Origin of the sequence: Streptococcus mitis NCTC 12261, assembly GCF_000148585.2 — a bacterium.
Classification (GTDB): domain Bacteria; phylum Bacillota; class Bacilli; order Lactobacillales; family Streptococcaceae; genus Streptococcus; species Streptococcus mitis.
In genome coordinates this window covers 614,430-634,814 of record NZ_CP028414.1, presented here as the reverse complement: position 1 = coordinate 634,814, position 20,385 = coordinate 614,430, and the positions used below count along the sequence as shown (strand labels likewise).

14 protein-coding genes are annotated in these 20,385 nt (G+C 39.9%); 2 read left to right on the top strand and 12 right to left on the bottom strand.

Going from position 1 to position 20,385, the window contains the following annotated elements:
• Positions 1-29 precede the first annotated feature (29 nt).
• Entirely contained in the window at positions 30-2,147 is a 2,118-nt protein-coding gene (locus tag SM12261_RS03435) for an LTA synthase family protein (protein ID WP_029689639.1), read from the top strand.
• A 66-nt stretch (positions 2,148-2,213) separates the two neighbouring features.
• Here the strand turns inward: SM12261_RS03435 and SM12261_RS03430 are convergent, their stop codons facing one another.
• Positions 2,214-3,848: a hypothetical protein gene (locus SM12261_RS03430; RefSeq protein ID WP_001237553.1), complete on the bottom strand. Its 1,635-nt coding sequence runs from the start codon at positions 3,846-3,848 to the stop codon at positions 2,214-2,216.
• On the bottom strand, positions 3,829-4,578 hold the full coding sequence (locus SM12261_RS03425) for an ABC transporter ATP-binding protein (protein ID WP_000569200.1): 750 nt from the start codon (positions 4,576-4,578) through the stop codon (positions 3,829-3,831). Before SM12261_RS03425 ends, SM12261_RS03430 begins: the two co-directional genes overlap by 20 nt.
• A gap of 177 nt (positions 4,579-4,755) precedes the next feature.
• On the opposite strand from SM12261_RS03425, the gene SM12261_RS03420 reads away from it, so the two are divergent.
• A complete protein-coding gene (locus tag SM12261_RS03420; RefSeq protein WP_001181037.1) occupies positions 4,756-6,210 on the top strand; it encodes an alpha-amylase in 1,455 nt (484 codons plus the stop codon).
• Positions 6,211-6,454: 244 nt separating this feature from the next.
• Here SM12261_RS03420 and alaS read toward each other — a convergent pair whose 3' ends face one another.
• From alaS to SM12261_RS03370, 10 genes are all read right to left on the bottom strand, one after another.
• Positions 6,455-9,073, bottom strand: coding sequence for an alanine--tRNA ligase (alaS, locus tag SM12261_RS03415; protein ID WP_000811735.1), 2,619 nt, complete (start codon positions 9,071-9,073; stop codon positions 6,455-6,457).
• A 21-nt stretch (positions 9,074-9,094) separates the two neighbouring features.
• Positions 9,095-9,580: an LURP-one-related/scramblase family protein gene (locus SM12261_RS03410; protein WP_000847050.1), complete on the bottom strand. Its 486-nt coding sequence runs from the start codon at positions 9,578-9,580 to the stop codon at positions 9,095-9,097.
• Between the two features lie 386 nt (positions 9,581-9,966).
• Positions 9,967-10,272, bottom strand: coding sequence for a hypothetical protein (locus SM12261_RS09475; protein WP_000429945.1), 306 nt, complete (start codon positions 10,270-10,272; stop codon positions 9,967-9,969).
• A gap of 72 nt (positions 10,273-10,344) precedes the next feature.
• On the bottom strand, positions 10,345-11,490 hold the full coding sequence (locus SM12261_RS03400) for a GIY-YIG nuclease family protein (RefSeq protein ID WP_000129158.1): 1,146 nt from the start codon (positions 11,488-11,490) through the stop codon (positions 10,345-10,347).
• Positions 11,483-13,414 (bottom strand): DEAD/DEAH box helicase, encoded by a 1,932-nt coding sequence (locus SM12261_RS03395; protein ID WP_000203250.1) that lies wholly within the window; start codon positions 13,412-13,414, stop codon positions 11,483-11,485. Before SM12261_RS03395 ends, SM12261_RS03400 begins: the two co-directional genes overlap by 8 nt.
• The gene (locus SM12261_RS03390) at positions 13,411-16,203 is read right to left on the bottom strand and encodes a class I SAM-dependent DNA methyltransferase (protein WP_001085248.1); all 2,793 of its coding nucleotides are present in this window, start codon (positions 16,201-16,203) and stop codon (positions 13,411-13,413) included. The genes SM12261_RS03395 and SM12261_RS03390 overlap by 4 nt, the downstream gene beginning before the upstream one ends.
• A gap of 275 nt (positions 16,204-16,478) precedes the next feature.
• A complete protein-coding gene (locus tag SM12261_RS03385) occupies positions 16,479-17,549 on the bottom strand; it encodes an ABC transporter substrate-binding protein (protein ID WP_000737964.1) in 1,071 nt (356 codons plus the stop codon).
• Entirely contained in the window at positions 17,546-18,319 is a 774-nt protein-coding gene (locus SM12261_RS03380; RefSeq protein WP_000712740.1) for an ABC transporter permease, read from the bottom strand. Before SM12261_RS03380 ends, SM12261_RS03385 begins: the two co-directional genes overlap by 4 nt.
• Positions 18,316-19,122, bottom strand: a complete 807-nt coding sequence (locus SM12261_RS03375; RefSeq protein WP_000753806.1) for an ABC transporter permease — start codon at positions 19,120-19,122, stop codon at positions 18,316-18,318. Before SM12261_RS03375 ends, SM12261_RS03380 begins: the two co-directional genes overlap by 4 nt.
• Complete coding sequence (locus SM12261_RS03370; protein WP_000742895.1) at positions 19,103-20,260, bottom strand: ABC transporter ATP-binding protein; 1,158 nt, start codon at positions 20,258-20,260, stop codon at positions 19,103-19,105. Before SM12261_RS03370 ends, SM12261_RS03375 begins: the two co-directional genes overlap by 20 nt.
• Positions 20,261-20,385: the final 125 nt, after the last annotated feature.

Genomic DNA, 20,385 nt, shown 5'->3' with positions numbered 1-20,385 from the left:
GAATCAATTTTAACAAAATCCAAAAAGCCATGGGTACCAGACTGGGTTTTGTCCTAACCCTTTTAATCCTCTATTGGCTCAAAACCTTACTAGCCTATACCGTTGACTTTAATTTAGATATTCAATTGGGCAAGCTGCAAGGGAATTACCTTGCCTTTATCGCTTTTTTCAATCCCCTTCCTTTGGGACTCCTCCTGCTGGCTCTAGCCCTCTATGCTCGGTCAACCAAGATCTTTTATGGCCTTAGTATAGCTATTTATAGCCTTTTGTTCATTTGGCTTTATTCCAATATCTTTTACTATCGAGAATTTAGTGACTTTATCACGGCCAATACCATGAAAGTGGTCAGCAAGGTGTCTGTTGGTACTGCCGAACTAGAGTTACTACGCTTTTGGGATTTCATCTATTTTATGGATTTCCCATTGCTGGCTTATCTTCTCTATAAGAAGCTCATCCAGTTGGATAGGAGACCTTTCAAATTCCGCTCCAGTGTTGCTATCACAGCTCTCTCAGCCCTGCTCTTTTCTGCTAATCTTTTCTTGGCTGAAATCGAACGTCCCGATCTCCTATCGCGAGGATTTTCGAATTATTATGTTGTCCGCGCCCTCAGTTTGCCAGCCTTTTTAGGCTATAGTGCCAACCAATCATACAGCGCAAACAAAGAACGTGCTAAGGCTTCTGAGACTGATCTTCAACCTATTACAGATTATATTCAAGAACATTCTGCTAAGCCCAATCCAGACTATTTTGGCTTGGCCAAAGGAAAAAATGTGATTTATCTCCACTTGGAGAGCTTCCAGCAATTTCTTCTTGACTATAAACTCAACATAGATGGAACTGAGCATGAAGTCACTCCCTTCCTTAATTCCCTCTACCATTCGCAAGCAACCCTAGCCTTTTCGAATATCTTTAACCAAGTCAAGGCTGGTAAAACCTCAGATGCGGAAACCATGCTAGAGACCGGTTTGTTTGGACTTGACCAAGGTTCTTTCATGGTCAATTACGGTGGTACCAATACCCAGCAGGCTGCTCCTTTTATCCTATCAAAAAACGGCTATCAATCGAGTGCCGTCTTTCACGGTAATATCGGGACCTTCTGGAATCGGAATACGACCTATAAACAATGGGGCTACCAATACTTCTTTGATGCTTCCTATTTTACCAAGCAAGACAGTAGCAATTCTTTCCAATATGGTTTGAATGATAAAATCATGATGAAAGATTCTATCCAATATCTGGAGCATTTGCAGCAGCCTTTTTATGCCAAGTATATCACGGTGTCCAATCACTATCCCTATGCTAGCAATCTGACTGGCGATGAGCTTGGTTTCCCCTTGGCCAAAACCAAAGACGAAACGATCAACGGCTACTTCCAAACAGCCAACTATCTGGATAGTGCTATCAAGGCCTTCTTTGACTATCTCAAAGAAAGCGGCCTCTATGAAAAATCCATCATCGTCATCTACGGAGACCATTATGGAATTTCTAACTCCCGCAATCCTGACCTCGCTCCCTTGATTGGCAAGACTTCTGAAAACTGGTCGAATTACGACAATGCCATGTTGCAACGAGTGCCTTTTATGGTAGTCATGCCTGGCTATAAAAAAGGGCAAATCATTAATACCTACGGTGGACAAATCGATATCTTACCGACTCTCGAACACCTCCTTGGTATTAAGTCCAATTCCTTCCTTCAAGTTGGACAAGACCTCCTGTCTCCAGATCATCAAGAAATCATTGCCTTTCGAACTGCCAATTCCTTCGTCACACCAAAATACACCAGTTATGACGGACGAACCTACTACACTGAGAGCGGTCTTGAAATCAGCAATCTTGATGAACAAGCTCAGACTGAACTAGAAATTGTTCGTCAAGCAGCTAGTCAACAGCTAAAAATCAGCGACCAGATTCAAACTGGTGATTTGATACGTTTCTACCAAGCAGATCATCTTGGAAAAGTTGATACAGAAAGTATTTCTTACCTCAATTCCTTGCCAATTCTGCAAAAGATTGAACAGGAAAAAGGAAGTCAGTCAACTAGCCTCTTTAGCCAACGACAAAGTAAGACCAGTGCTGACCTTTTCAAGGCACCAAGTTACCAAGAACTCCATCCAGAGTCGGCAGAAACCGAATCAAAATCACAATAAAAATGCTCTTCCGTCTTGGAGGAGCATTTCTTTTTATAAAATTTATCAAGTAAGCGACAAACTACCTCATCTTTTTTCTATTTCTGCTAATATGCGTGACAGGTAGTAATGATAGCTAAATATAGCAAGACCAAGCAGAAGGATAAGAACTCCTACTCCCAAGCTGATGGCAAAGATAGTGGAGAGAGACTGAACCAAGAATAAGCTCCCTATTACAAGGGCCATTAGGATTGCACTATAAACCAAAATCAAAACAATTGCTACTATACGATTTGAACGGTTTACCAAGTCCGTAATGTTACTCCAATTGGTTGACAGATTCTTCACATCCTTAAAATAATGGTGACAAGAAAGGATGACACTGGCAAGGGTCCAGACTACAAGAAGGTAAATCATCGAAAGGATGGGCAAGCCTAAATATAGAGAAAGACCAAGTAAAGTCAGAACTGGTAAAAAGGACTGGACAGCAAATATAATCCAAAATTTCACTTTTACATAACGAGCAAAGTCAAAGGGTAAACTCTTCAGAAAATCAACATTTTCCCTCTCCAAGGATAAGGCAATTGAATGCAGGCTGGTGATATTGTTATTGACAACAGCTAGAAAGAGACCTATAAAAAACAAGGGTAACCAGTATGGAGGATGAATGTCTGGAACTATCTGAGAATCTCGGATGTTGGAAATCAGACCGATCATCATGAGATAAGGAAGGAAAGCACTTGTAAAAAGCACTGTAATCACGCCAGTCCCCTGTCCCAAAAGGGTGAGGTGGTAGCGTAAAACCATACGGAAAAAGCCCTTTTTAGTAGTTGAGAGCCCCTCCTTACTGCGACGTTCTTTTATGACCTTCTCCTCACTGTTAAGTAGGATCACGTCATAAAAATGAGGAAGAACTTTCTTTTTGGTCAGGTAAAGCAAGAAAACAGTTAGAATTATCCAAGCGAGCAGACCCAGGATGGCTTCTGTTGAAAAAGGCTCCACTGCTATTTTGTAAAAGAGATGAATAGGATAAAGAAGAGGTGGAATGTCTCTAACTCTGTCAACTATAACTCCAGAAGTCGACTGTAGAAAGAAGACAAATATTAAAGGTATGAGAACTCCTATCCCAATCATCACATTCGAAAAAATAGACTGATACTTTCTGAAGACCGTAGTCTGAGCCAAGAAATGTACTGCCACTACCATCACTAGAGTCACAGAGACAAATAATAAGGTCAAGGACAGTAGCATCAAAGGAAAACCCAGCCAAAGAGAAGGAGCTAGCCTAATGTAGAGGGCTAGAAAATAAGCTAGGATTGGTACAATTCCAGCTAGAGCTGGCAAGAGGACAGACAGTCCTTTAGCAATTATAATCTCTGATTCTTTAAAAGCATAGGGCCTATAAGATGCCAAGTCCTTACTCTCATAAAAGACATTGTAAAATGCAGTGAAAGAAGTTGAAAAAGCAAGCACTAGAAAAATAGCAACCATGAAACTAAAATGAACAGGACTTTCCTCAAAAGGAAAACGAAAGGCTATATTACTAAAAAAGATAAGTAATAAAAGACTGGAAAAAATGTAAGAACTTAGGACTCTAGCGGAAACATTTACTTTTTTTCCAGGATTCTTAGCTTGCTTCTTTCGTAGGTTAGCCAGATTAGCTTCTTGAGATGAATAGAGGATATTGATATCAACTAATTTTTTAATGACCTTGAGACGCATCTGAAACCTCCTCTTTTCTACCAGCAAGGCTAAGATAGATACTTTCTAAAGACTGGTCTGGATTGTCTTTTCTCAAGTCCTCTACGCTACCACAATAGATCAAATGCCCCTTTTTCAAAATGGCAATCCGATCACAGACTTGCTCAGCTACCTCTAGGACATGAGTTGAAAACAAGACCGTCTTCCCTTTTTGTGCATGTTCCTTCATCATTTTCTTCAAATCAAAGGCAGCCTGAGGATCTAAACCAGTCAAGGGTTCGTCCAAGACCCAAATATCAGGATCAGACAATAGTGCTCCGATGACAAAGACTTTCTGACGCATTCCGTGAGAAAGAGTTTCAATAACCTGATAGCGATTTTCAGCAAAATCAAAAACACTTAATAGCCTAGCTAGACTAGCCTCCAAATCAGAGCTAGTCAGATCATAGGATGAAGCAATCAATTCCCAAAATTCATTGGCCGTTAAGCGTAAAAATAAGTCAGGCGAGTCTGCTACATAACCAATCTTTCGTTTGATAGCCAAGCGATTTTCCGATAACTCCTGACCGTCTACCAAAATACGACCACTACTTGGTGAAATGATACTGACTAGAGACTTTATGGTGGTCGATTTTCCAGCCCCATTATGGCCAATCAAGCCCATAATCTCCCCATTTTCAATCTGCAAATTGAGATTGCTTAAAGCCTCTTTATCACCATACAACTTACTAACATTTTGAAATTCAATCATGAGAAATCTCCTCTCTTTATCTATGTAATTTACTATAATTATAGCGCTTTCATTTTAAAAATCAACATTTTATATAAAATAGTCAAAAACTTATTATTCAGTTTTACGCAAACGTTTGAGCTAACCGATACTTTATGATAGAATAAAGAACAAGATTGACAAGTAAGAGGAAACATCATGCAAAATCAAACACTCATGCAATACTTTGAATGGTATCTGCCCCACGACGGCCAGCACTGGACGCGTCTAGCTGAAGATGCTCCACACCTAGCTGATCTCGGCATCAGTCATGTCTGGATGCCACCAGCTTTCAAGGCTACCAATGAAAAAGATGTAGGTTATGGGATCTATGACTTATTCGACTTAGGAGAGTTTAATCAAAAAGGCACTGTCCGCACCAAATATGGTTTTAAAGAAGACTATCTTCAAGCTATTCAAGCCCTAAAAGCGCAGGGAATTCAACCTATGGCAGATGTGGTGCTCAATCACAAGGCTGCTGCTGATCACATGGAAGCCTTTCAGGTTATTGAAGTGGATCCTGTAGACCGTACAGTTGAACTTGGTGAACCCTTCACCATCAATGGCTGGACTAGCTTTACCTTCGATGGTCGCCAAGATACCTACAATGACTTCCACTGGCACTGGTACCACTTCACAGGTACAGACTACGATGCCAAACGCCGCAAGTCTGGGATTTATCTGATTCAAGGGGACAACAAGGGTTGGGCAAATGAGGAATTAGTCGATAATGAAAACGGTAACTATGACTACCTCATGTATGCCGACCTAGACTTTAAACATCCTGAAGTCATCCAAAATATCTATGACTGGGCTGACTGGTTCATGGAAACGACTGGTGTAGCTGGTTTCCGCTTGGATGCCGTTAAACACATTGACTCTTTCTTCATGAGCAATTTTATCCGTGATATGAAGGAAAAATACGGTGAGGATTTCTATGTTTTTGGTGAATTCTGGAATCCTGACAAGGAAGCCAATCTAGACTATCTTGAAAAAACGGAAGAACGATTCGACCTTGTTGATGTTCGTCTCCACCAAAATCTCTTTGAATCCAGTCAAGCTGGCGCAAACTATGACCTTCGTGGTATTTTCACAGATAGCTTGGTTGAACTCAAACCTTACAAGACTGTAACCTTTGTCGACAACCACGATACCCAACGTGGTCAGGCTCTTGAGTCTACTGTTGAAGAATGGTTCAAACCAGCAGCCTATGCCCTCATTCTATTACGCCAAGACGGCCTTCCATGTGTCTTTTACGGAGACTACTATGGGATTTCAGGGCAGTATGCTCAACAAGATTTCAAAGAAGTCCTTGACCGCCTCCTAACCATCCGAAAAGATTTGGCCTATGGAGAACAAACAGACTACTTTGATGACGCAAACTGTATCGGTTGGGTACGTTCAGGTGCTGAAAATCAATCCCCAATCGCAGTCCTTATCTCAAATGACCAAGAAAACAGCAAGTCAATGTTTGTCGGCCAAGAATGGGCTAACCAAACCTTTGTAGATTTACTTGGCAACCACCAAGGTCAAGTTACAATTGATGAGGAAGGTTATGGACAATTCCCAGTCTCAGCTGCTTCGGTAAGTGTCTGGGCAGCCAATACAATCTAATAGTTCATAATAATCAAGTCAGGTCCAAACGGATTTGGCTTTTTTGTAGTCAAAAAAGACCTACCCACCAAATGGATAGATCTTTATACTCAATGAAAATCAAAGAGCAAACTAGGAAGCTAGCCGCAGGCTGCTAAAAACACAGTTTTAAGGTTGTAGATAAGACTGACGAAGTCAGTTACCTATACCTACGGCAAGGTGAAGCTGACGTTGTTTGAAGAGATTTTCGAAGAGTATTACTTGGTTACAATTTACCTGCTACTGCATCCAACAATTCTTGGATCTTAGCTTGATTGCTTCCTCCTGCCATGGCCATGTCTGGTTTACCACCACCACGTCCATCGACGATTGGTGCCAATTCTTTGACAAGGTTTCCTGCATGAAGGTCTTTTGTCTTGCTTGCTACAAGGACATTGACTTTGTCACCGATAGCGGCAACTAGGACAAGAAGATCAGAGTAGTCTTTTTGTTTCCAGTTATCCGCAAAAGTACGAAGGGCACCAGCGTCAGATACAGATACTTGGCTAGCAATGTAACGGTGACCATTGACTTCCTTCACATCCTTGAAGATATCGCCTGCTGCTGCAGCTGCGGCTTTTTCTTTCAATTCAGCATTTTCTTTTTGCAATTGACGAAGTTGTTCTTGAAGTCCTTCTACCTTGTGAGGTACTTCTTTAAGTTGAGGTGCTTTCAAGGTTGCTGCGACAGCTTTAAGAGCGTCTTCTTGTTCACGGTAGGCTTCAAAGGCTTCCTTACCAGTCACTGCCAAGATACGGCGAGTTCCTGATCCGATACCTTCTTCTTTGACAATCTTGAAGAGGCCAATTTCAGAAGTGTTGCCAACGTGGGTACCACCACAAAGCTCGATAGAGTAGTCACCGATAGTCACGACACGAACTTCCTTGCCGTATTTCTCACCAAAGAGGGCCATAGCACCCATTTCTTTGGCAGTGTCAATATCCGTTTCAACTGTCTTCACTTCAAGAGCTTCCCAGATTTTTTCGTTGACTTGCTGCTCAATCGCACGCAATTCTTCAGCAGTCACAGCTTGGAAATGGGTAAAGTCAAAGCGAAGGAATTCAACTTCATTAAGAGATCCTGCCTGAGTTGCATGGCTTCCAAGGATATTGTGAAGGGCAGCGTGAAGCAAGTGAGTCGCAGTGTGGTTTTTCATGACACGGTGACGACGATTGGTATCAATTGCCAAGGTATATTCTTGGTTCAAGGCAAGCGGTGCAAGGACGTCAACAGTGTGAAGAGCTTGTCCGTTTGGTGCTTTTTGAACATTGGTCACAGTAGCCACGACCTTACCTGACTCATCCAAGATTTGTCCGTGGTCAGCGACCTGTCCACCCATTTCAGCATAGAATGGCGTTTCCGCAAAGATAAGAGAGGCAGTTCCTTCTGATACAGCTTCTACTTCTGCATTGTCAGCCACGATAGCCACCAATTTAGAAGATAATTGGCTAGCATTGTAGTTGAAGACACTTTCTACAGTGATGTTTTGAAGGGTTTCATTTTGCATACCCATTGAACCACCTTTAACAGCTGACGCACGCGCGCGTTCTTGCTGTTCTTTCATGGCTGCTTCAAATCCTTCACGGTCTACAGTCATCCCAGCTTCTTCAGCGATTTCTTCAGTCAATTCAACTGGGAATCCATAAGTGTCATAAAGTTTGAATACATCTGAACCAGCAATGACAGATTGACCTTTTTCTTTCAAGTCAGCTACAATGCCTTGGGCAAAGTGTTGACCTGAGTGAAGGGTACGAGCAAATGACTCTTCCTCGCTCTTAACAATTTTCTCAATAAAGTCACGTTTTTCAAGCACTTCTGGATAGTAGCTTTCCATGATTTTTCCAACGGTTGGAACGAGTTTGTAAAGGAAAGGCTCGTTGATTCCCAATTTTTGACCATGCATAGAAGCACGACGGAGAAGACGACGAAGGACATAACCGCGGCCTTCATTTCCTGGAAGAGCACCATCACCGATGGCAAATGAAAGGGAACGGATGTGGTCAGCGATGACCTTAAAGCTCATGTTGTCGCCATCTTGGTCATAAACCTTACCAGACAATTTCTCCACTTCACGAATGATTGGCATGAAGAGGTCTGTTTCAAAGTTAGTCTTAGCACCTTGGATAACGGCCACCAAACGCTCCAAACCAGCGCCCGTATCAATGTTCTTGTGTGGCAATTCCTTGTACTCGCTACGAGGAACAGCAGGGTCTGCGTTAAATTGTGACAAAACAATGTTCCAGATTTCGATATAACGGTCATTTTCGATATCTTCTGCAAGAAGGCGAATACCGATATTTTCTGGGTCAAAAGCTTCTCCACGGTCAAAGAAAATTTCTGTATCTGGTCCAGAAGGTCCCGCACCGATTTCCCAGAAGTTGTCCTCGATTGGAATCAAGTGACTTGGATCCACTCCCACTTCAATCCAGCGGTTGTATGAATCTTTATCATCTGGATAGTAGGTCATGTAAAGTTTTTCAGCAGGAAAATCAAACCATTCAGGGCTTGTCAAAAGCTCATAAGCCCAAGTGATGGCTTCGTCACGGAAGTAATCTCCGATAGAGAAGTTCCCCAACATTTCAAACATGGTATGGTGACGTGCAGTCTTCCCTACGTTTTCAATATCATTGGTACGGATAGCCTTTTGGGCATTGGTAATACGTGGATTTTCAGGGATAATGGTTCCGTCAAAGTATTTCTTAAGGGTTGCTACCCCAGAGTTGATCCACAAAAGTGTTGGGTCATTTACAGGAACCAAGCTCACTGATGGTTCTACAGAGTGACCTTTGGTCGCCCAGAAATCAAGCCACATTTGGCGTACTTGTGCACTAGATAGTTGTTTCATATTGTCTCCTTATTTACTTGTTTAATGTGATTGGCTTTCCAGCATTTCCACATAGTCAATCGCGACACAGAGGGAAATGACTAGGTCTGCATAAGCATCCTCCAGAACCGTTACGCTATAGGTAGAGGTCAGATGGAAGAGTTCCTTCTTAATTTCCGCAATCAGCTGATCGCGATCATCCAGCAATTTGAAATTCAAATCCCAGATATTGCCCTCGATACGAAGACCTAGATTATCAAACTCATACTTATCTCGCCAGAAGGTCAACTTCTTGCGAATGACAAAACTCGAGCCATCCCAAAGCTGAATCTCAAAACGAGGTAGCAAGGTCAAGATTTCTTTACTAATCTGACTAACCTGTTCACCAGTCGCATCATAGATGGTAAAAGTTTTGGGAATCTTAAAAAATGATCCCTCCACCTGATAGGCAATTTCTCCTTTGTCATCCTTGATAGCGAAGCGTTCGCCTCCAAGACGAAACTTTTGTTTGACAAGAAATGTTTTCATCAACACCTCCAAAAATCAAAAGACAAGCTCATATCACGAAGGGCGAAAAACCGCGGTACCACCTTCATTCAATGAACTTGTCATTCTCTTATTCTTATGCAATTGTATGATTGAGTAGCATGACTTTCTAGCTTAGATGGCTCGCAGCACCGCCATTTCTCTGGACTAAGATAATTGAAAATCAATTCTCAACTTTCTTATTATAACGTTTTTTTAAGCTTGCGTCAACTGGAAATCATCTTAACTAATAGTAGTGAGGTAGGAGGGAAGACCTTTTAAAAATTTAACTACTAGTTTCGAAATGTAAGTAGTAATATTTAATTTATTTCTAAAATCTTTCTATCTAGCATAGCCCTAGAAGGCTATATAAAACCCTCCAGCGCTGTTTAGTATGTCCCCCCTACACTGATAAGATTCCACTCAGAGTAGCTTATCTTGAACAATTTTGGGGATTTTGTGTCTTCGTCATATACTACGAGATAGTGCCCTTCATCATTCCAAAACTTGCCCAATACCTCGGAGTCTCTTAAATCCATTTTCTGGTTTAAGTAGTCGCTAGTATACTCAATTTTTGGTGCATCTTTTACCCCAGCAGTAGAAAAACTGCTACCAATAAAGATAAAAGCATAAAATAGCACCACAGCAATCCCCAAGAATTTAAAGATTTTATAGTTTGTATTATTGTTTTCCATGTTTGTATATTCCTTTTCTTTCTATTTTGTGTTTCCTTAAATCCCAAGAGGGAATTTTACCCCCTTATCCAACTAAATCATTAAGCCAATTTTTTCAATCACTTCTTGGATCTCATCTAGCGATACTAGAAACCACTCTTTAGGGACAAAGCTATCTCCATTTGGTGCTATTAATTCCATATCTAACTGCTTGTCTGCAAAATAATGATGAAGAGTAGTTTCTAATTTTCGAGCGCTGAAATTTTGAACCTCAAAACTAGCTACTAAACGGACAGGAGCAAAAAGATAGGTTCCTTCTCTTTCTGAATTTGCTAACCGTTTTTCAATTTGATCCTGTGTAAAACCGATTTTATAGAGATTACTGATGTTGGCAATTTGAGGATTGCTACTCAAAGATTTCACTACATAGATATATCCAGTTGTAATTCGTTCGCTTGGACTGATAACAGTCATCACATCTTCTATCAATTCTGTTACCATTCGTCCATGGCGCGTTCTATCGTGCAGATTAGATACAAAAGAGCGGAGTAAGGCCTTCTTATTTTCTGTACCATTTTCATATACGAGATGAAGTTCAGCATTAGTATAACCATTCTTATCAGTGAAGTCTTCTCCTTTAGAAACAACATAAACCATTACTCCATTATCCACATAGAACATACCAGGTTTAATTTCTTTTTCTTTTATCACATCAGACTTTCTGACTTGACGACGACCTTCACTAATTTCATCATGAACACGAGTAAATAATCCCTGATAATCTTCAAAATTTCCCATCCGTTTACGTGTTCGTGTTTTATCACGCGCTTGAATCGTTCGTTTATAACGTGAGACATCAAATAAAGATTTTTCAGCACCATTTACTGACTCAAACAATTTATCTGATAAAATATCTGTTAAACTAGCAGGACTTGAAATAGGGGTCTCGGACTCAACTATATCTATTTTTAGTAGCCCAAATTCATCATAAGGTTCTAACTTTCGGATGCTATTAGGAGATTTTCTAATACCATTCAATCGAGAAAATAAACTGCGTTCTTTAATATTTCTAGACTTTTGTGGCTCTTGCCCATTATTTTCTCTCACCCAATCTATAATTTCTAAAAATTTCTCTACTTCATGATCTGTAACTATTTTTTTCTTAGGTTTTAAAGGAGTTATTAAATGTTCAAAATCAGAATCATTAAAAATGTCATTTAAGTTTTTGAAATCAGTCATTACCGCTCTCCATCTTCAGCTTCATCTGAGATAATTGTAACAAAGCATAAGCAAGTCTCTGTTCGTACTTATCGTGACTTGATTTATCTGGATGACGACCATTTTCTTTCAAAAATTGCTTAATTTGAGGATAAAGAATTAACAGTTCTTCTTCAGAAAACTCCATCTTCTGACCATCCATATAATCTTGTATCAGACGTAAAGTCGGAGCATCAATTTCACGTGATATAACTTCGTAAGCTCTCTGGAAGGGATTAATCTGATCAATCAAATCAATAGATAACTCATCAATATTCACAAATTTATCTGCCATTTTTAGAAAATCTGTTTGCCCTACTCCCTCTTTCCGTTCAGCTGATTGAACCACCGATTGACTAATAAACTGTTGACGAACTTCTTCAACTTCAGCCCCACTTAAGTCAGGGTAGATTTGTTTAATGATGGCTGGAATCATCTGCTTATTAATGACTTCTGCATCCGTTCCTGCAGCAATTGCAGTTTGGATACGCGGTTCTTGCAATATACTAGCACGTAAGTCATTCAAATCATTTTCTATGATATCCTTTGTTCTCTGTGTACTAGGCTCTTTTAAGCCTTTAACAAACATTTCGGCACCAGAAGATTTCTGGTCTTCTCGGTCTTTTCGTTTGAACTTGAAATTTGGCGCTAAAACAGACTCCATCAATAGACTAGCTGTAATGGCCTTCATAACATTATTCACAGCGAAGAAAACTTCATCATCTTGAGCATCTGGTTGAGAAATGAGATTGGTAAATTGAGCGTGTGACTTATTGGAACTATCGCGTGTTACTCGACCTATAATCTGAACAATTTCTGTTAGCGACTGACGATAGCCAATCGTCAAAGCATACTCAGCATAAGGCCAGTCAAAACCTTCTTTAGCCATACCAAGTGCAATAATGATATCGAGATCATTTAAACTGCTCATCTTGTTTAGGTAATCCTGTACTTTTTCACGTTCTTCTTCTGTGACAAGGTCTGCAACTTTCAATACACGACCTGTTTCCTCAGTAACTAACCATAATCCAGTCTTAGGATCTGGAACTGCTTGCCCCAGTTCGTCTAAAATTCGGTCAACTTCATCATACTTATCCTTGGTTGACTCACCTGAGTTTACATTGGGAATATGAATAATGGTTTTCTTGCTCGTGTCCAGTACTTCGTGCAAAGCATCCGTATAACGACCACGATAAAAGTTATAGCCCATGGCAAAACTTTTCAGATATTTGTACCCCTCCAACTGTTCATAATAAGTATAGGATACCTTGTCGAATTTTTGCTCATCTTCAGGTGCCAAAATAGGTACAGAATCTCCACGGAAATAAGAGCCCGTCATAGCTACTACATGGGCTGTTGAATTGGCTAATATGTTTCTTAAGGCATTTCCTAAAACTGAATTATCATCTTGAGATACATGATGAAATTCATCGATAGCTAAAAGAACATCATTAAAATCACTATCAGCCAGCTGTTCAAAAGCAAAACGCAAGGTGGCATGCGTACAGATTAAAACTCTATCATCAGGAGACTCTGAATGCATAAAGTCTACAAACTGTTTTACCTTACTTTTACTGGTCCCTTGTTCAGTCAAATTATTTTTGGAAAGAACTTCCCAATCCCAGTAAAAACCATAATCTGTCAATTTTGTTGAACGAAACGATTTTCCGATAGATCTTTCTGGAACAGCTATAATAGCTTTTTTCAGACCTTGAGCATGTAATTTATCAAGAGCAATAAACATCAAAGCTCTCGACTTACCAGATGCAGGAGGCGCCTTAATCAATAAGTGTTGAGAAGTTCTCTTAGCATATACCCGCTCCTGCATTTCACGCATACCAAGTGCATTATTAGATTGACTAGCACCTGTACCATTGTAATTAATTTCAAATATATTTGAGGTCATTTCGCTTCCTTTTCTGTCATTTCTTTATACAGATTCAATAAGACACTGAGCCTTTCTTCATCTGATTCAAAAGGCTTTTGCTGGTAGGCACGTTCTACGATACCATCAATTTTTTCATGTGCTTGACGAAGACGTTCGTTCATCGGTTTATTGGCTCCACCGTACAATTCAGCCAAGGTTCCACCTTCTTCTTCTCGAACATCCAGCATTTCAAAAACAGCTTCTTCAAGCATATTTTTCCGACTATCTGAAAGTTCTGGAATTGGGAATGTATTATAAACCAGTCCAGCTGAATAACGCAAACGTGTCTCTAATTTTCCTCCAATAGATTCTAACCAAACCATATGCATTTTGGATTCTAAGATACCAAGAAGCCAAATAGGAGCATTGTAAATAACCATAGCAGAATCTGATACAATTGTGTCATCTTCAATAAATCCCATAGGTACATAAGTACGAGATTCTGATGATACACGTGGAACAATAATGGCTTGACAACCTTCTATATCTCCTTTTTCATATGCTTCGTCGTATTCACCTCGTTGTACAAATTTCCATGGCGTAGACGCAGTTTCTCTTGTTCCAGCAGCCTTAGAATTCAGGCGTTCTTGCCTTACATTTTCAAATAATTGATGGAATTCCTGGATCTTATCTAATTTAGTATATTCATCTTGATCAATCCAAATAGTATATCTAAAATTTCCATTGATATACTCATCTGCTCCAATATACTTTTTAAAATACACTTCAGTTTCAGGATATCTTTGAACTAATTTATTTTTATCATCATTTGTCAATATTAGATATTTACTTCTTGGCATATTCCCAAAGACTATTTTTGGAAAATTATTTAACTTCTCTGAATCATTGTGATTAGATACAATAATATCATCTGCGAAAGCTAGATAGGGATTTATATTCTTTCCATAACTTTCTCCCTTATCACTATATATAATTTTTTTCTTATCATTTTTATTTGAAAATCCAATAATCGTAACTGTAACCCCTGCATTATGGGCCGCGCTATTGTTCCATTTAAAAGATTGATATGCAAAGGAAATTTGGCCATATCGTAGAAGAACACTCCACAAAATTGAAACTTGCTCACCTTGATTTATTGAATTTGTTGTTACAAAAGCATATTGAGCATTTTTACCATAAATAAGGTGAGTTGCCTTATAAAACCATCCCGAAATATAATCTAATTTTTTAGAAGAAATTTCTGAACAAATCACATTTTCTAGTTCCTTCTTTTGTTCCAAGGTCATTTTTTTAGAGCCTATATACGGCGGATTCCCAAATATATAAACTTCGTCATCTGCCTTAGCATTTAACACAATTTCCCAGTCAATTCTTAGGGCATTCCCACAAACGATATTTCCAGCTTCTCTTAAGGGTAATAGTCTTGGATGGACATCAGCAAGCGCTTCTTCCATCTCCACATTCATCTGGTGTTCCGCTATATACAAGGATAGCCTTGCTACTTCATGAGCGAAATCATCCAATTCAATTCCTGAAAACTGGGATAGAGAAATCTTAGACGCATCAGCAATCAATTCTCCTTGATAAACAGCTTTTTCATTCAAGGCTTCACGAATTTCACGCTGTTTGACTAAGATATTGATTTCTAAACGACGAAGTTCTTTATAGGTAATGATGAGGAAATTTCCAGAACCACAGGCAGGGTCTAAAAACTTGATAGAGGCCATACGAGTAAGTAAATCTTCTAACTTAGGTAAGATTTGTCGCAATTCCTTGCGACGATGTTCATCGCTAAAGTCACCACCTCCTATATAATAATCAGCTCGTTCTTCTAATTCCGTAAATGCTACTCGTAAATTATCTAAAAATAGTGGTTTGATGACCTTCATAATATTGGGCACGCTAGTATAGTGCATACCCGATGTTGATCTTGCTTCTGCATTTGCCACAGTTTGGATCATTGATCCCAAAATATCTGGATTGATTTCATTCCAGTTGAGCAATTCCCCTGCTTCAATGAGTAGTTGACGAGTTCTTTTATTAAAAATAAGGTCATGATGTGGCTCTGAAAAAAGCTTACCATTTACATAAGGAAAATCTGATAACCACGACTCCAAATCCTGACGACTAAATTCAGGCATATCTAAAACAGTAAATAGTTTTCTAACACACTCATTCAAGTCAGAACCATCTTCGGATGTCCTCATCTTAATAACATTTGTGAAAGCTCCCTTGGAGATGATATTTGTATCTTCTGCAAATAGTAGAAAAAGAACACGAATCAAAAATAAATTAAATGATTTACCATCAGTTTCAGTGATTGCTAGTTCAGGATTGATAGAAATTAGTTCATCATAAAGTTTGGTGAAACGCTCTGCCGCTTTTACATCAGCAGGGTTTTCCTTATCATAATCAATCTTTTCAATTCCATTCCAAGGTAAAAAGAAATCACAATGGGCTGGTAAATCATTAAAAGAAATTGCTAGAGTTAGACCTGTCTGTGTATCCTTTGCATATAATTCTTGAAAATCTGTTGTAATAATAAATCGAGATTTTCGAACCTGCCCCTCCAACTCTTTATCAATCTCAGTCAGAGCAAGTAATGGCTGATTTTCAACTTTACGAAAGTATAATTTATTTTTTATTATAAAATCATCAGATGCCACTTTACTTGCTCTTGTTATGGTCGTTTTAGTAATGTCAAATAATGAAATAAAATCAATAATAAATGTCGATTCATTAAGATTCTCTACTAAAACCTTGGTTCTATCCTCAATCTCAGTGATATTTAATAACTTTTTAGCCATTAGATACCTCCAAGAAACGCAAAAAGCCTACTGGATTTTCAGTAGGTTTCAATCTATATTTTTCACATATTTTTATTAGGTTATATATATATATATATATATATATATATATGCATTTGCGTAGTCTGACTCATTTTGAACTCCTTTAGAATTAAATTTTCAGAGATGCTATAAACAATTCTAATAACTCTCAGCCTAAAACTATTATACCATGATTTCTATTTTTTCAAAAAAACGAACCAGATTAACTGATTCGTTTCGTGACTGCTAATCTCCTACTTCCGATACATTTTAAACTGTAGGAAGAGGTCGCTGTATTTTCCCGTCCATTTATGGTCAAATTTCTCATAAACTTCTAGGTGTTTCATGGTTTCAGCATCTGGATAGAAGGCCTTGTCTTCTTTTTTCTCCTCTGGGAGTAGTTCCTTAGCTGGTAGGTTTGGTGTTGAATAGCCGACATACTCCGCATTTTTAAGAGCATTTTCGGGTTTCAACATAAAGTTGATAAAGGCATAGGCTGCGTCTTGGTTTTTGACTGTTTTGGGAATGACCATATTGTCAAACCAAAGGTTGCTGGCCTCAGTCGGTACTACATAGCGTAGATTTTCATTTTTTTCTAGCATTTGGCTGGCTTCACCTGAGAAGGTCACACCGATAGCAGCGTTGTTCTGAATCATATAGCCCTTCATCTCATCCGCCACAATAGCCTTGATATTTGGAGTCAATTTATAGAGCTTATCCACTGTTTCTTCCAACTGCTGGGTATCCTTGGAGTTGAGGCTGTAGCCGAGGGAGTTGAGCCCCAGTCCCAATACCTCACGCGCCCCATCAAAGAGCATGATAGAGTTCTTATACTCTGGTTTCCAGAGGTCGTCCCAATGCTCAGGAGCCTCATCTACCATGGTTTCATTGTAGACAATTCCTAAGGTTCCCCAGAAGTAAGGGATAGAGAATTTATTGCCTGGGTCAAAGGACTGGTTGAGAAACTCTGGTCCGATATTTTCAAGACCTTCAAGTTTTGAATAATCAAGCGGTACCAAGAGGTCTTCGTCCTTCATCTTGTTAATCATGTATTCACTAGGAATGGCAATATCGTAGGTCGTTCCACCCTGCTTGATCTTGGTATACATGGCTTCATTGGAGTCAAAAGTCTCGTACTGGACTTGGATTCCTGTTTCTTCTGTGAACTGAGTCAAGAGTTCAGGATCTATATAGTCCCCCCAGTTGTAGATAACCAGTTTTTGACTATCTCGGCTATTGATTTTACTATCTAAATGCGTCGCAATTCCCCATAAGACGAGGATAATGGCTACAATTCCTGCTAAAAATGAATAGAGTTTTTTCATGCTTGCTCCTCCTTCTCACGTGAGATAAAGTAATAACCAACAACTAGGATAATACTAAAGAGAAAGACAAGGGCAGACAGGGCATTGATTTCTAGCGAAATCCCCTTGCGAGCACGAGAGTAAATCTCGACTGACAGGGTTGAAAAGCCATTTCCCGTCACAAAGAATGTCACGGCAAAGTCATCTAGCGAATAGGTGAAGGCCATGAAATAACCTGCAATTATAGACGGTGTCAGGTAAGGAAGCATGATTTCCTTGAACATCTGAAATTGACTGGCACCAAGGTCATAGGCCGCATGAATCATGTCACCGTTCATTTCCTTGAGACGAGGCAGGACCATCAAGACCACGATAGGAATCGAGAAGGCCACGTGACTAGATAGAACGGTCAAAAAGCCAAGTGAAAACTTGAGTTGAGTAAAAAGAATCAAGAAGCTGGCACCAATCATAACATCAGGCGCAACCATGAGGATATTATTGAGTGAAAGAAAGGCTTCTTGGTATTTCTTACGAGACTGGTAGATATAAATAGCTCCAAAAGTCCCGATAATGGTCGCTATCAAGGCTGACAGGAAGGCCAAGAAAAAGGTCTGAGTCACAATCAACATAAGGCGACCATCGCCAAACATAGTTTTAAAATGGCTCAAGCTAAAGCCTGTAAAGCTATTCATGTCATTGCCTGCGTTAAAGGCATAGCCAATCAGATAAAAGATTGGCAGGTAGAGGACAAGAAAGACCAGTCCCAGATAAAGGTTGGCAAATTTTTTCATCGTTCTCTCCTTTCCTTGGTCACCCACATAGTGATGAACATGGTCAAGATGAGAATTACACCGATGGTTGAACCCATACCGTAGTTGTCATTGGTTAGGAAATTCTGTTCAATAGCCGTTCCCAGCGTAATAACACGGTTCCCACCAATCAAACGGGTCAGCATGAAGAGGCTCAAGCTGGGGATAAAGACAGACTGAACTCCACTTCGCACACCATTCATCGATAAAGGGAAGATGACATGGCGGAAGGTTTCCCACTTGGTCGCACCTAGGTCATAGCTGGCATTGATGAGATTGTTGTCCATATCGTCCAAGACATTGAAAATGGGCAAAATCATAAAGGGGAGCTCGATGTAGCTTGCGACAAAAATAAAGGAGAAATCAGTAAAGAGCAACTGTTGCGAACCGATTCCGATAAATTCCAAAAATTGGTTAATAGAGCCATTTTGACCAAAAATTCCGATAAAGGCATAGGCTTTAAGGAGCAAATTGATCCAGGTAGGCAGGATAATCAGCATAAGCCATAGTTGACGGTGTTTGAGACGGGTCAAAAAGAGGGCTGTCGGATAACTGATAAGCAGGGTCACAAAGGTCACAATCCCTGCATAAAGCACTGAGTTGAAACTCATTTTAAGATAGGTCAAGTTTTGTGACGCAAAGTAAGATTTATAATTTTCTAAACTAAACTGACCTTCAATGTTGAAAAAGGATTGTCCGAAAATCAAGACCAAGGGTGCGAGGACAAAGAGTACAATCCAAAGCATGTAGGGCACTACAAAGAGTTTAGAGCTTGTTTTCTTCATCTCTTTCCTCCTCGATTGCATTGATCAGACCTGCTTCTTGCTCTTCGATTTCTACGTACTCCTCAATACGAGCATCGAACTCTTCTTCGGTTTCATTGAGACGCATGATGTGGATGTCTTCTGGTTCAAAGTCCAGACCGATTTCCTCACCAACAATGGCCTTACGAGTCGAGTGGATCATCCATTCATTTCCAAGTTCGTCATAGGCGATAATTTCATAGTGAACCCCACGGAAAAGCTGGGTATCGACCTTAACTTGGAGCTTGCCTTCTTCAGGAAGGGTAATCCGCAAGTCTTCTGGACGAATAACAACCTCAACAGGTTCATTTGGCTTCATCCCACCATCGACCGCTTCAAAGCGTTTGCCGTTAAACTCAACCAAGTAGTCCTCAATCATGGTTCCTGGCAAGATATTTGACTCACCGATAAAGGTGGCAACAAAGTGGTTAATTGGCTCGTCGTAGATGTCCACAGGTGTTCCTGACTGGACAATCTCACCATCGTTCATAACAAAAATCCAGTCACTCATAGCCAAAGCTTCTTCCTGATCGTGAGTAACAAAAACAAAGGTGATTCCCAATCGTTGTTGCAGTTCACGCAGTTCGTACTGCATGTCTGTTCGTAATTTTAAGTCCAACGCTGACAAAGGCTCGTCCAACAAAACCACACGAGGTTGGTTGATGATGGCACGTGCAATAGCCACACGCTGACGTTGTCCTCCAGAGAGTTTACGGATGGAACGTTTTTCGTAACCTTCTAACTGAACCATCTTGAGAACTTCCGCTACGCGTTTCTCGATTTCTTTCTTGTCAATTTTACGCAAGCGGAGTGGAAAGGCAACATTTTCAAACACATTCATATGTGGAAACAAGGCATAGGATTGGAAGACCGTATGGACGTCTCGCTTGTTGGTTGGGATGTCGTTGATACGAACACCGTCCAGCAAAATATCTCCAGTCGTAGCATCCAGTAAACCTGCAATGATGTTAAGGATAGTTGATTTCCCTGAACCAGACGCGCCTAGAAGAGTATAGAACTTCCCTTCTTCCAACTCAAAGTTGATATCTTTGAGAACCTTGGTGTTGCTGTCTTCAAAAACTTTAGAGACGTTTTTGAATTCAATAATTGGTTTTTTCAATTGTCATTTATTCCTTCTTTTTCATAGATTAACAGATCAGGGCTCTGTCAGGCCGCTACTACCTCGCGTAGGAGATTGAACTGCCTACATTCTTCTGCACTGACGATAGGCTTTCACCCCCTTTC